Source organism: Kitasatospora sp. NPDC001309, assembly GCF_042896295.1.
In the GTDB taxonomy this organism is placed as follows: domain Bacteria; phylum Actinomycetota; class Actinomycetes; order Streptomycetales; family Streptomycetaceae; genus Kitasatospora.
Window position 1 is genome coordinate 141420 of sequence record NZ_JBIAXC010000001.1, and the last position, 12311, is coordinate 153730.

The 12311-nt window shown below is 70.9% G+C and carries 14 protein-coding genes; 2 read left to right on the plus strand and 12 right to left on the minus strand.

Features of this window, described 5'->3' with window-relative positions:
- Positions 1 to 78 precede the first annotated feature (78 nt).
- The 8 genes from traB to ACFY2K_RS00715 all read right to left on the minus strand — a co-directional run bounded on the left by traB (position 79) and on the right by ACFY2K_RS00715 (position 6119).
- Positions 79 to 2127 carry a plasmid transfer protein TraB gene (gene traB / locus ACFY2K_RS00680; RefSeq protein ID WP_387709023.1) on the minus strand — a complete coding sequence of 683 codons (2049 nt, stop codon included), beginning with the start codon at positions 2125 to 2127 and terminating at the stop codon, positions 79 to 81.
- 13 nt (positions 2128 to 2140) lie between these two features.
- Entirely contained in the window at positions 2141 to 2677 is a 537-nt protein-coding gene (gene traA, locus ACFY2K_RS00685; protein WP_380531955.1) for a plasmid transfer protein TraA, read from the minus strand.
- Positions 2678 to 2762: 85 nt separating this feature from the next.
- Positions 2763 to 3185 carry an ATPase gene (locus ACFY2K_RS00690; RefSeq protein ID WP_387709025.1) on the minus strand — a complete coding sequence of 141 codons (423 nt, stop codon included), beginning with the start codon at positions 3183 to 3185 and terminating at the stop codon, positions 2763 to 2765.
- An 11-nt stretch (positions 3186 to 3196) separates the two neighbouring features.
- Complete coding sequence (locus tag ACFY2K_RS00695) at positions 3197 to 3970, minus strand: DUF4097 family beta strand repeat-containing protein (protein WP_380531960.1); 774 nt, start codon at positions 3968 to 3970, stop codon at positions 3197 to 3199.
- Positions 3971 to 3987: 17 nt separating this feature from the next.
- The gene (locus ACFY2K_RS00700; RefSeq protein ID WP_387709027.1) at positions 3988 to 4362 is read right to left on the minus strand and encodes an RRQRL motif-containing zinc-binding protein; all 375 of its coding nucleotides are present in this window, start codon (positions 4360 to 4362) and stop codon (positions 3988 to 3990) included.
- Complete coding sequence (locus ACFY2K_RS00705; RefSeq protein WP_387709029.1) at positions 4359 to 4730, minus strand: hypothetical protein; 372 nt, start codon at positions 4728 to 4730, stop codon at positions 4359 to 4361. Before ACFY2K_RS00705 ends, ACFY2K_RS00700 begins: the two co-directional genes overlap by 4 nt.
- Positions 4727 to 5746, minus strand: coding sequence for a DUF2637 domain-containing protein (locus ACFY2K_RS00710; RefSeq protein ID WP_387709031.1), 1020 nt, complete (start codon positions 5744 to 5746; stop codon positions 4727 to 4729). Before ACFY2K_RS00710 ends, ACFY2K_RS00705 begins: the two co-directional genes overlap by 4 nt.
- A gap of 94 nt (positions 5747 to 5840) precedes the next feature.
- Positions 5841 to 6119 (minus strand): hypothetical protein, encoded by a 279-nt coding sequence (locus ACFY2K_RS00715; RefSeq protein WP_387709033.1) that lies wholly within the window; start codon positions 6117 to 6119, stop codon positions 5841 to 5843.
- A gap of 457 nt (positions 6120 to 6576) precedes the next feature.
- Between ACFY2K_RS00715 and ACFY2K_RS00720 the strand changes: the two genes are divergently transcribed.
- Positions 6577 to 7344 carry a GntR family transcriptional regulator gene (locus ACFY2K_RS00720; RefSeq protein WP_387709035.1) on the plus strand — a complete coding sequence of 256 codons (768 nt, stop codon included), beginning with the start codon at positions 6577 to 6579 and terminating at the stop codon, positions 7342 to 7344.
- Positions 7341 to 7895: a GNAT family N-acetyltransferase gene (locus ACFY2K_RS00725; protein ID WP_387709037.1), complete on the plus strand. Its 555-nt coding sequence runs from the start codon at positions 7341 to 7343 to the stop codon at positions 7893 to 7895. The genes ACFY2K_RS00720 and ACFY2K_RS00725 overlap by 4 nt, the downstream gene beginning before the upstream one ends.
- 1233 nt (positions 7896 to 9128) lie before the next feature.
- Here the strand turns inward: ACFY2K_RS00725 and ACFY2K_RS00730 are convergent.
- Genes ACFY2K_RS00730 through ACFY2K_RS00745 form a run of 4 tightly spaced genes read right to left on the minus strand, consistent with a single transcriptional unit; the run spans position 9129 to position 12308 of the window.
- The gene (locus ACFY2K_RS00730; RefSeq protein WP_387709038.1) at positions 9129 to 10268 is read right to left on the minus strand and encodes a tyrosine-type recombinase/integrase; all 1140 of its coding nucleotides are present in this window, start codon (positions 10266 to 10268) and stop codon (positions 9129 to 9131) included.
- Positions 10268 to 10486 (minus strand): excisionase family DNA-binding protein, encoded by a 219-nt coding sequence (locus tag ACFY2K_RS00735; protein WP_387709040.1) that lies wholly within the window; start codon positions 10484 to 10486, stop codon positions 10268 to 10270. Before ACFY2K_RS00735 ends, ACFY2K_RS00730 begins: the two co-directional genes overlap by 1 nt.
- Positions 10483 to 12063, minus strand: a complete 1581-nt coding sequence (locus ACFY2K_RS00740) for a replication initiator (protein WP_387709041.1) — start codon at positions 12061 to 12063, stop codon at positions 10483 to 10485. The genes ACFY2K_RS00735 and ACFY2K_RS00740 overlap by 4 nt, the downstream gene beginning before the upstream one ends.
- 38 nt (positions 12064 to 12101) lie before the next feature.
- The gene (locus tag ACFY2K_RS00745; protein WP_380588248.1) at positions 12102 to 12308 is read right to left on the minus strand and encodes a hypothetical protein; all 207 of its coding nucleotides are present in this window, start codon (positions 12306 to 12308) and stop codon (positions 12102 to 12104) included.
- Between the last annotated feature and the right edge of the window lie 3 nt (positions 12309 to 12311).

A 12311-nucleotide genomic window follows, 5' to 3' on the forward strand; every position in this document is an offset into this window, starting at 1 on the left:
CAGACGGTGTCAAGGGCCGTCTGACACCCCGTCTGCCTAGGGGAATGGGTGTCAGGGGGTGTCAGGTGTCAGGGGGTGTCAGACCAGCGCCGGGGTGGGGACGATCCGGTACCGGCCGCCCTTCGCGGTGGCCACGAGACGGCCTTCGTCCACGAGTCGGCGGAACTCCCCGGAGACCCACGGGCGGGAGCGGCCGAACTGGGCGGCCTGCTGCATGACGTCCTTGGGGCCGATCACCATCACGCCGGCCTGCTCGAAGGCGGCCACGATGGCGTCCATGGCGGCCCGGGCCTCTTCGGGGGTGAAGTCCGGGGCGGTCGACTCGGGGCCGAAGGCGATGCCGGCCATGCTGTCGGGGACCGGGGGGAGTTCGGCCTGCGGGTCCAGGTCGGCGTCCTCCGGGTCCACCCGCCCGTCGACGTCGTCACTGCCGTCGTTGTCCGGGGTGGCGTACACGCTGTCCTCGTCCTCGTCGGTGGCGCCCTGGTGGCGGTCGGTGTAGGCCTTGCCGGCGGTGGCGGCGGCGGCCTTCGCGGTGACGGGGTCGACCTTGGCGCCGTTGCGCACCGACCAGGCGGCGAGCTGCTCCATGACGCGGGCGGCCTTGCCGGTGAAGCGGAAGGTGCGGCCGGGGGAGCTGTAGCGCTGCTCTTCGACGCCGGGGGTGACGAGGTAGCAGTAGCCGGGGCGGCGGTTGGCCCAGGCACCGGGGCGGGCGCCGGCGTCCAGGACCGGGCCGGGCAGGGCCATGCCCTCGTCCCGGGCGTCCAGACCGAACGCGAGCGCGCTGGGCAGGCTGGCCCGGGTGCTGGTGGACATCTGGTCGTGACTGGGCCGCTGGAGGCTGATGACCAGCGCGATCCCGGCGGAGCGGGCTTCCTGGGCAGCGCCGGTGAACGCGTCCTCCCCCATGAACCGCAGGGTGTTCGCCGCTTCCTCGTACCAGGCGACCAGGAACGGCATCCCGGGGCAGCCGCAGGCGCGGCCCTTCTGGCAGGAGTGCGCCGGATCGGACTGCTGCTCGGCGGCGGCCGGCGTCCACTGGCGGTAGCCGTGGGCGCCGAGCCAGCGGGTACGGGCGGGGATGGCGGCCTGCATGGCGGTGACCATGGTCTCGGTCGGGGCGCCGCCTTCGACGGCCCAGTCCAGGCCGGGCCGCAGCGGGCCGAAGTCCTGGAAGGCCTTGGGGTCGCTGAGCCAGACGATGACGTCCCGGCGGCCCATGATCTCGGTCAGGACGTTCAGCGCGCCGTCGCCCTTGCCGGATCCGGACATGCCGCAGATCAGCAGGTGGGTGCTGTTGCGGCCGGCCTCCGGGTCGCCGGGCAGCCACAGCATGAGCGGGGAGCCGTCGTCGTAGCGGCCGATGACCAGCGGCTCGGCGATCGACCCACCCACGTTGGTGGGCATCTCCCACTCGACCACCTCGGCGAGCATGTCGCGGGGCACCACGACCAGCTCACCGCGCCGGGCGGAGTCGGGGTCGGGCAGGTAGCGCACGGCGGTCGGGGCGACGTCCAGGCCCGACGCGATGTTCGGCAGCGCCCGGGTGACGTCCTCGTTGGTCATCTCCCCAGCGGGGAGGGTGAGTTCGGCGGTGACGCGGTTCGGTTCGACTTCGGCCTTGCGGATCTTCGCTCCGGCGAGCTTGACCTTCTCCAGCAGCGAGCCGTCGGCGTTGTCGGCGGCCTGGACGGCGTCGGGGTTGCGGCGCATGACCTGGCGGATGTTCCAGGACAGGGCCACGACCGGGCCGCCCATCAGGAAGGCGTCCGGCAGCGGCCCGGCCGTCGGCCCGGCGAGCGCGGCCCCGGTCACCCACGCCGAAGCCGCGGCCACCGTCACGGCCGAGTGCAGACGCCGCTGCGGGCCCGTGCGCTTGCCCGCCCACCAGGTCATGCCAGTCAGGGCGACGGAGCCCAGGGTGAGGCCGACGCCGGCCGCCGCCGAGCCCTGCCACTCCAGGGAAGCGGCGGACCCGGCGATCCCGACCATGCCGGTCAGGATCCACGGCGGGGTGTAGGGCTTAGCCCGGTGCGCCAGCCACGCGGCGATGCCCCGCCCCGTGCTGGCCCCTTCCAGGTTCTCCCGGTGCTGCTGGTCAGGGTCGACGTCCTTCTTCGACATGGCGGGCTTCCTCTCAGAACTGGAACGGGCGCCGCTGCTGCTGCGCGGGGCGGGGGGTCATGACGTCGGCGTACTCGCGCTGGAAGGCCGCCCAGGCGCCGGCCGCGTCCTTGGCCGCGTCGGCCAGGGCGTCGGCGGCCTTGGAGACCTTCTTGGCGACGGCGCGGGCGCGCATCTTCGCCCGGAACCCGTGGTCGCCCGGGACGGGCGGGGCCTGCTCCAGCGCGGCCTTGAGGATCTCGGCCCCCACCTCCACCTCGATCGCGGAGTAGGCGGCGAACGCGCGCAGCGCCTCGCAGTAGGAGCGCACGTCGGCGGCCGAGTAGAACGCGGGCTCCGGCAGGACCAGGGGCGAGGTGCGGTCCACGCCGGTGCCGGGGTTCGCGGCGGCGCCCGGCCGCGGGGCGCCGCCACCGCCACCGTTGGTGGTCTTGTTGAGGTTGATGCTGATCCCGGGGGCGAACGTCGCCCCGGAGCCGAAGCCGTTGCGGTTGTTGTTGCCGCCGGCGTTGTTCGCGCCGCTGTTCGGCGACGTGGTGTTCACGCTCATTGCGGTGCCTCCCCTGCGGGCCGGGACTGTCCCGGCTCCCCGCCCCCGCCCGACCCCAGATGGGCCGGGCGAGGACAGGCAGCCGTCAGCCGCGGGACGGGGTGACGGCGTCGCCGTCGGCGGTGCGCTCGTGCACGGGCTTGTCGAGGTCGCGGTGCACGAGGTCGACGGGGATGCCGGTCTTGGACAGGCGCCGGGCCAGGGCCATGGCGACGGTCGCGGCGCGGTGGCGGCCGCCCGCGCAGCCGACCGCGATGGTCAGCGGCGCCTCGGCCGGCCCGGCCTCGTAGGCGTCGGCCAGCAGCGCGGTCGCGACGATCAGCTCCCGGATACCCGGGGTCGTCAGGACCGCCCCGCGGACCGGCAGGTCGTTCGCCGTGAGGTCGCGCAGGGTCGGGTCGACGTGCGGGTCACGGAAGTGGCGGCGCAGGTCGAGGGTCAGGTGCGCCTCGGGCGGGGCGCCGTGCAGGTAGCCGAACGAGGTGACGGTGATCTCGGTGACAGCCATGTCCGGGCCCCTCAGCGCTGGTTCTTGCGGCCGGAGATGGTGCGGGCGGTGACGTCGAGGCGACCGGCGCCGGTCAGGCCGATGTCGCCGGAGACCGTGCGCACGGACACGCTGCCGGTGGCGCGGGTGCCGGCGGTGAGTCGGACGTCGCCGGAGACGGTGGTGACGGTGGCGGTGTGGCCCTCGTGGACGGCGATGTGCACGTCTCCGGAGGTGGTGCGGATCTCGGCGTCGGTGCCGGTGCGCTGGGCGGTGACGTCGCCGGAGATCGTGGTGGCCGACAGGATGTCCACGGAGTCCAGGTGCACGTCGCCGGAGGTGGAGGTGACGGACACGACGCCCAGGTGGCCGGTGGCGTCGAGGTCGGCGGAGACCGTCTTGAGCGCGATGCCGAGAGCGGCGGCCGGCAGGAGCACGATGGCGGTGACCGGGCTGGCGCCGATGTGGTGGACACTGCCGCCGGTGACGATCCGGCCGTTGATGATCGTCATTCCGGTGACGTTGCCGGTGACGGTCCCGAAGGACTGGATCACGGTGTTGCCGCGGCCGCCGACGAGGGCGAGGCCGGTGTCGACGTGCGGGACGTCGATGCTCACGGTGTTGCGGCCCTCCGACATCCGGGCCCGGTTGACGGCGTCGGCGGCGGGGCCGTGGTCGTCGTCGGTGGTGAGGTGGACGGTGATGGCCGTGGCGGCGGGGTCGACGAAGACGCGCACCCGGCCGGTGGGCAGGTCAAGGGCGAGCCTGTCGGCGTGGGTGGCGCGGAAGGTGCGAGCAGTGCTCATAGCAGGTCTCCCTGGAGTCAGGCGGCGAGCGCGGTAGCGCAGGTCACGCAGGTGCCGAGGTGCGCGGGAAGGACGTAGCCGGCGTCCCGGCCGCAGACGGGGCAGGTGCGGCGGGCGGCGTTGGCCTTGGCCAAGGCCGCGGCCTTCGCGGGGGTCATCGGCCGCACCGGCTTGGCCCGGTCGAGCCGGTAGAGGTAGGCGACCCGGGCGCCGGTCTTGCTGCGACGGGAGCGCCACATGATCTGCGCGACGACGTCCTGTCCACCGGGACGCAGGCCCTTGGCGCGGAGCTGCCGGCGGGTGAAGAGGCCACGCGGGGCCATACGCCACGGGTAGGTCGGGGTGCCGCCGTGGCGGGCTCCGTCGGGGTCCCAGTGGCGGGGGCGGCTCACCGCTCGCCGTCCCTGGCGGACTCGGGCAGCTCGAAGTAGCCGACCAGCCTGATCGGCGTGCCGGCGTGGGTGGTGGTGACGTCGAGCCAGGCGAAGCAACCCGTCGTGGAGAGGTCGACACCGGCCGGGTCGATGCCGAGAGCCTGGCGCCACTGCTCGAAGTCGGCGAGGGAGTTGTCGCGGTGGAAGGCGAGGGTCATGCCCTCGGTGAGCGTCAGGTTGCCCGAGGCGTCGCGCTCGTCGGCGACGACGCGCTCGCTGGTGATCCTCGGCGCGGGGAGGCCACGGTGGGCGGTGAAGAGCGCGAGCAGAGAACCGACGGCGTTGATCTGAGCGCCGGCCGTGGTGGTGTCGGTGGTGGTGGTCACGATGCCTGCTCCTCGGTGCGGGGGGCGGTGGTCTCTTCGGTGGTGGCGGGTACGGCGTGCAGGGCAGGCCGCTCCGGACCGGCGCCGCGCAGTTCCTTGTAGCGGGCGGCGACCCAGCCGCCCGACCAGCCGGTCAGGTCGGCCGCCCGGCGCTGCGGGATGCCGGCCATCACGCAGTCCTGGATCTTCATCCGGGCCTGGTCCTCGGGCAGCTGCTCATCAGTGGCGGGGGCGGTGAGGAGTTCCTGCCGGAGCCGCTCGATCTCGCGCTCGGCGGCCTGCTCACGCTCGCGCTCACGGCGCTCACGCTCGCTCACCTCGCGCTCACGACGCTCGCGGTCGGCCCGCTCGGCGTCCTGCCGGCGCTGCCGTTCGTCGCGGTCGGCGGCGTCCCGGCGGGCCTGCTCGTCCCGTGCTTCACGGGCCATGCGCTGCTCGTGCTCACGCTGCTCGCGGGCCGTCTGCTGCTCGCGCTCATGGCGCTCACGGTCACGCTGTTCGGCCCGGGCGAAGTCGGCCAGCCGGTCCTCTCGTTCCTGCTGCCGGCGCTCCTCCTGACGACGCTCGCGCTCGGCCCGCTCATCGCGCTCACGGGCCGCTCGTGCGGCCAGTGCGGCGGCGATCGCCCGCCGGTAGGCGAGGGAGGTTTCCGCCGTGACGATCAGCAGCAGCGGCGCCACCGCGTGGACCGCCACCCCCACCCGATCACGGTCCAGGGCGGACTGACCCACGTTGAGCAGCACCGTCATGGCGCCGGTCATCCAGCGCAGCACGACCGGCCACCGGCCGCCGTCGCCGTCCAGGCGGGCGAGCGTGCTGTCCATCCGGACCACGATCACCACCGCCGCGTCCACGACCAGCGGCAGGATCGGAGCCGTCCACCCCCAGTCCTTCGGGGTGTGGTGGGACATGAGCGGGGTCACCGTGAGCACGCTGTAGAGGACCGCGCCGAGCGTGATCGTCCACGTGCCAACCGCCAGCGCCTTCTCGGCCGAGCGGATCTGTTCCGGGCTCATCGGCGCCTTCACCGCGACCACCTCCCGGCGAGCGGAGAGCCCGTCGTGAGCGCGTCGTGAGCAAACGTGAGCGCCGTGAGCGCGAGTCCGGCCGTCACGCGGCCACCCGCTCGACGCTCGCCGTGCGGCGGACGACCGCGGGGCGCCCCAGCGGCACCGGCGCCATGCTCAGCAGCCGCCCGGCGTAGCCGGCCAGCTCCAAGTCTTCCCGGCGCAGGTCCGCCAGCACCGCGTACGCCACGTCCAACCGGGCCTGGCGCTCGACCGCCGACTCACCGGCCACGCCGGCGAACAGCTCCTCGTCCACACCCAACGCCAGCTCCGCGAACTCCTCGGAGCCCACGGCGCGCTGGCCTGCAACAATCGACTTCACGGGTCTACCTCTTCCAGTAGGGAGGTGGGCCCCAGGGGCTGCCGCGCTCCGGCCAAGGAAGGCGCGGCGGCCCCGACTCATTCGGGCCCAGCCACTCGTCACATCACGAGCAGCCATGACCCCCGACCCGCGCCCGCAGTCATGGATACGGGGCGGATCAGGGACCAAAGACACTCGTTCTTGATCAACACACTGTTGAGTTCTCAAGGAGCAGCGATCCATGCAGCTCGTAGGGCGTGCGGCTGGGCCGCCTTCCCCCGACATCTGCGGGTCGCATCTGCGCAGGTCACGCCCGTTTTGGGCGTGACCCATTACAAGCATCTTGTTCCCATTGAGCCGCTGGCTCAACTGGTAGGTACAAGCTGCTGAACATGATGCTGCACTCACGGAGCGCGATCGTCAAGCCCATTGGTTCAACATGTAGGAACCAGTTGACTGGATGCGTCATGATTGAGGCATGAGCACCCAGCCGCTGTACCGTCGCGTGGCCGACATCCTCCGGAGCGAGATCAGCTCTGGAGTCTTCGCACCCGGTGCCCGCTTGCCGTCCGAGCGCGACCTCTGTGACCGCTTCGACGCTTCCCGGAACACTGTCCGCAATGGCCTGAAGGTGCTCGTGTCCGAGGGCCTCATCGCGCCCAGTCAGGGGTTGGGCTACGAGGTCAGGTCACACGAGGTCTTCAGCCTGAACGCCTCGCGCTTCGAGAACCTGACTTTCCCCCAGAATGGAGATGCCTACAACACCGACGTCACGCAGGCCGGGCGCCGACCGCACCAGGAGTTCCGCGTCGAGATGCAGCCCGCGTCCGCCGAAGTCGCGGAGAGACTTCACATCGCGGAGGGCGCGACGACGGTCCTGCGATTCTGCCACCGCTATGTCGACGGAGTGCCGTGGTCGACCCAGGCCACGAACTACCCGATGTGGCTGGTCGAGAGGGCTCCGCGCTTGGCCGAGCCTGGCGACATCGACGAGGGGACGACTCGGTACCTGGCCGGAGTCGGGGTCGAGCAGATGGGCTACTTCGATGCCATCTCGACCCGGATGCCCACACCCGAGGAGAGCAGGTTGCTCCAGACCGGTGACGGCGTTCCGGTGCTCGTTTGGCGCCGCACCGGCTACTCGGTGGACAAGCCGATCCGCTTCACGATCACGACGCTCCGTGGAGACCTGAACGAAATGAACTACGAGATCGGCGACCTGACTGCTCTGGGCGGCGAAAAGTGATCATTGAAACCGCCAAGCCTGCCGACCTTGAGTACCTGCTCGCCTCTCGGCGCGAGGCAGCTGCCTGGCTCCAGACCCTCGGCAGCGACCAATGGAGTCGCGACTACCCCGCAGACAAGCTGCTGGCCACGATCGACGCTGGCATCGTCTTCATGTTGCGAGACGGCGCGGAGACGGCCGGAACGATAACCGTCACACCGGAGGCTGAGCCGGGGCTCTGGAACGACGACGAACTCGCCGAGCCGTCACGATTCGTCAACAAGCTGACCGTGTCGCGAGCCTACGCCGGCCGCGACATCGGCGGACGCCTGTTGAATTGGGCAAGCGAGCGCGCCGCCACCGAGGGCGCTGCGTGGCTCCGGTTGGATGCCTGGACCACGAATGAACGTCTGCAGCAGTACTACCTGGACCACGGATTCACCCACGTGCGAACGGTGCGAGAGGGGGGCGCTGTGAACGGCGGTCCGCGCGTGTCAGGCTGGCTGGCCCAGCGTGTCGCAGGCTCGGCCGAGCATGGATTCACCGACGAAACCCTGCGCGCTGCAGCCTAGTTAGCGCCGGGGCCCGGCGGCTTTGCGCTGTCGGGCCCCGGGCCTTGTGAGCGCCGACCGGGGCTGCATCTGGGTAGTGCTGACATCACTATCCGACATCAACACGCTCGGACGCCGATGCATCCGGACGTCCCCGTGGGCACTCTGATTCGGCGGGCCGGATGCGTTCGGACCGGTCCCCGACGAGGGCGTTTGATCTTGTAAAGCGGGGGTCGTCGGTTCGAACCCGACAGGGGGCTCCGTGGCGGAGACGTCGGAGGGGCCAGCTCACCGGGGTGATCCGGTGCAGCTGGCCCTTCGTCGTTGCTGTGGTGCTACTCGGGCTGTGCCACGCGCGTGCCAGAACGCATCGGTCGCGGCCGATCTTGGGTAGCGAAAGGGTGGCCCCGTAGCGTGTGGCCATGGATGGCCCCCTTGCGGATGAGTTGCCCAGTGAGCTCGCGCGGATCAAGAAGCAGCGGACTGAGCTTCGACGTCTTGAGTACGCCCTTTCGAAGCAGGCGCGGGATGCAGTAGCCCGCGCACTACTTGCCGGGATGGCGCCGGAAGAGATCGCGGCCGCGACTGGATACAGCCTTCGGACCGTTGAGCGGTGGCACAGTTCCGTGAAGGCTGTTCAACGGCATCATGCGGCTATTGCTACGCGCCGGGAGCGGGCTTTTCCTCCGCTGGGGCAGCGTCTTGGCCGTCGAGAACGAGCGCGCATTCGACGCCTTCGTGCGCTTGGTGCGGAGGTCGACTATGAGGTTCAAGCGTCGCTGTGGAGCAAACGAAAGCGTCGACGCTAATGTGATCTGCGCCACTGCGGATCTTGTGTTAGACGCGCGCGCCCGGGCGTGCGCGCGCGATGTTGCGAGCATTCGATCCGGATGATCAACATCCGTTTCTGGAGCCCATTCTGACTGTCAATCTGGTGCTTAGATGCTGCTCAAACGCCAAGGGCTCCCATCGACCAGCGCCTCCTACAGCAATTGGTCGAGGGAGCCCACAAGTAAGCCCAGGGAGGCCTACGTGTTCGGAAAGACTAGGCGACTGAGTAGCGTGCTGCGCAGTCACCCAGGAAAGCGAGGGGTGGCCGGCAGGCGCCTGTTGCTTCGCAGCCTGGCCCGGTCGGCAGCGCTCAGTTTCGTCACGGGTGCGAGTGGTGCACTTGGCGCGCTTCTGGTGCAGCTCATCGTGCAGTAGCTGACGGGATTGGGGCATGCCGCCCGGCGCGTCATGGGTCGGCATGCCCTAGCCGTGAGTGGGATTCGCATCTTCGAGGGCCTGCCGGGCGGCCTCGCCCATCTTGTCGGCGATGGAGCGGTCCCGGTCGCTGGTCATGTGCTGATAGATCAGCGCGGCCCGGGTGGTGCTGTGGCCCATCCTGGTCATGAGCTCCCGGGTGCTGGCCCCGTTCTGTGCGGCGATGTTGTTGCCGGTGTGCCGGACGTCGTGGAAGTGGATGTCCGGGGAGACGCCGGCCTTCGCCTTGGCAGCCGTCCAGTCGTCCCGGAAGTTGCTCCGGCGGAGCCTGCCACCCCGGGGGCCGACGAAGAACAGGCCGTCCTGCCCCTCGGATGCGTGACGCTCCAGGTGGCGTTCGAGGTCGGGGACGATCAGGTCCGGGAACGAGACCGGGCGAAAACCGGCGCGGCTCTTGGGTGCCTTGGTGATCAGCTTGCCGCTGCTCAGCTCGGCCTGATTTCGGCGGACCCAGAGGATACGGGCGTCCAGGTCGACGTCCCGGCGGTGGAGCGCGGCCAGCTCGCCGAGCCGGAGCGTGGTGAACGCGGTCAGCAGCACGAGCGCCCGCCACTGCGGCTGGATGGCCGCCGCCACGGCGTACACCTCCGGGACGGTCAGGACGGGGCGTTCCGGGACGTCGTAGACGTCGGCGCCCTTGATCCGGCACGGGTTGCGCTTGATCAGTTCGTCGTCCACGGCGGTGGTCATGATGCTGCGGAGGAGCTGGTATGCCTTGACCACGGTCGGCTCGCCAACTCCGCCTTCCAGGAGGCGAGTTCGCCACGTACGGATGCGGGCGGCCGTGATCTCGGAGATGAACTTCTCGCCGAGCGCGGGCTTGATGTGCAGCCGAAGGACGCCCTCGTACCGCTCCCTGGTGGTCTCTTCCAGCTTGCGGTCCTTGAGCCACTCGTCGGCGAAGTCGCCCAACTTGACGTTCCCGGCATCCGGGTCCGTCCACTGCTCGCGCTTGATGTCAGCCTCGATGAGCGTGAGCGCGACCTCGGCATCCGTCTTGGTGGGGTAGGTCTCTTCACCGGGGCGCATCAGGCCGGTGACCGGGTCGGGATAGCGGATCTGGAAGCGGCCGGAGGGGAGCCTGCGGACCGAGCCGAAGCGCCGGCGGTTGCCCCTGTTGTTCGCCATCAGGCGGCCCTCCTGAGCTGTGTGCGCCGGACGGTGACCGGCTGGACGGTGCGAGCGGTGATGAACTCGGCGATGGCCGAGGCCGGGATGCGGACGTGGCGTCCAAGCTTCACGAAGGCGATGCGTCGCTCGGCGATCAGCCGGCGGGGGAACCGTTCGGTGGTCCCGAGCAGTTCGGCGGCCTGGGCGGTGGTCAGGAGGGGGTCCGGAGTTGTCATGCTGCCTTCCTCTCGGGAGCGATGGCGGTTGCCGCGGAGTCGAGCCCTTCGGCGCGGGTCAGGGCTTCGTCCAGTGCTTGGCGCCAGCGGACGCGTTCGGCGACGGCGCGCAGGAGGCGGGTGGCGAGGGGTGACATGTCGGGGTCGCCGGGGCGGACGGGCTCCCAGACGTAGCGGTTGGGCTCGGTTCGGCCGGCGGTGTCGCCGAGGACTCCCAGGACCCAGGCGCGACGTTCGGCGCGGTGGTCGGTGAGGGTCTTGCCGGACCACTTGCGGGAGACCAGGACGCGGCGGCCGCCGTAGCCGAGGTGTTCGCGCTTGTGGGCGCGGCAGCGGCAGGCGCCGGGGCGTAGGCCGGGGTGGGCGTTCTTGGGCTGGAGGCCGTAGAGGAGCCAGTTCGCGCAGGTCGGCGAGCAGGGTTCGTAGCGGAGTTCGGCGGCGAGGCGGTCGACGTGATTGGTCTCGGACTCGTCGGCCGGGGTGTGGCACTCGGCGACGGACTTGGTGAGGTACTTGGTCAGGTACCGGACGCAGCGGGCGGCCTGCGGGGAGCCGACGAGGACGCCCTGGGCGTCGAGTTGGGGTCCGAAGCGGAGCACGTGCAGGGGCTCGGCGGCGGGGTCGGTGTCGAGGCGGTCGAGTGCTTCGTCCCAGGTGGGGAGCGGTTCGCCGGTGGCCGGGTCGGTGAAGGCGCCGGGTTCGGGCAACCAGGTCGGTGCGCTCTCGGGGGTGTGGAGCAGCTGGTCGGTGCTCGGCCACCAGACCTGGTGGTAGGTGGCGGTGACGACCTGGCGCAGCTCGGCGCGGGAGATGGTGCCGCGCAGGGCGAGGTGTAGGTGCGGTGCGAGGCGGCGCTGAGGTTCTACGACGGCGAAGTACTGGACGTCGTAGCCGACGAAGCGGCGGAGGTTCTGGATGAACCGGTCGATGAGCTTGGGGAAGTGGAGCGCGTCCCGAGCGGCCCGGCGGTAGTCGTACGTGGTCGGGTCGACGGGGGTGCCGTCCCCGCGGACGCGGCCGTACGAGGGCAGGGTGAGGGTCAGGAACAGCGACGGGCGGAAGGTCTTGCCGTCCGGGGCGGTGTAGGCCTTGCCGAGGGTGCGGTTCTCCACCGGGCGCCGGGGCAGGTCGGGGGTGTCCTGGCGGCGCCGAGTGGAGCGGACCCGGCGAGCGGCCGGAGCCGGGGCGAGGGAGCCGCGTACGCCGCTGTCGGCGAGTTCGGTGTCGATCTCGGCGAGGAGGGAGGTGAGTTCGTTGGCCTCCGGGCCGGTGGCCAGGGCCTGCGCCGTGGTCAGGTCGGCCCGGAGTTCGGTGAGGTACTGCTGAGCGTTGGTGGCGGGGTCGGGTTCGAGGACGGGTTCCTCGGTGAGGTGCCAGCCTTCGCGGCACTGGGCGGCGCGCAGGCGGCGCTTCCGTTCGGCACAGCTCGGGCAGAGGCTGGCTCGGGTGGCGCCGCACGGGATGTCGACGATCTCGGTCTGGCCGGTGACGATGTCGGTGCGGCGGACGGCCACCGGCCGGACGCAGACGCCGTGTTCCTCGGCGACCTGGCGGAGCACGGAACGGGCCAGGGGCATCCGGGCCCGTTCCGCGCGGGTAGAGCCGGTGGAGCCGCTCATCGGCGGTCTTCCGAGTAGCAGAAGGTGTAGAGGGCCTCCATCAGGCGGACCAGGTCGCGGCCGGTGTTGATGGGCGGGTAGCCGGCGTCCTCGATCCGGCGGGCGATGTCGAACAGCATGCCGCGGGTGAAGCGCGGGTCCTGGCCGTCCTTCGGCGTGGGGACGGGGTAGTTGGCGGCGCTGGGGAGACGGTTGTCGGTCATGGC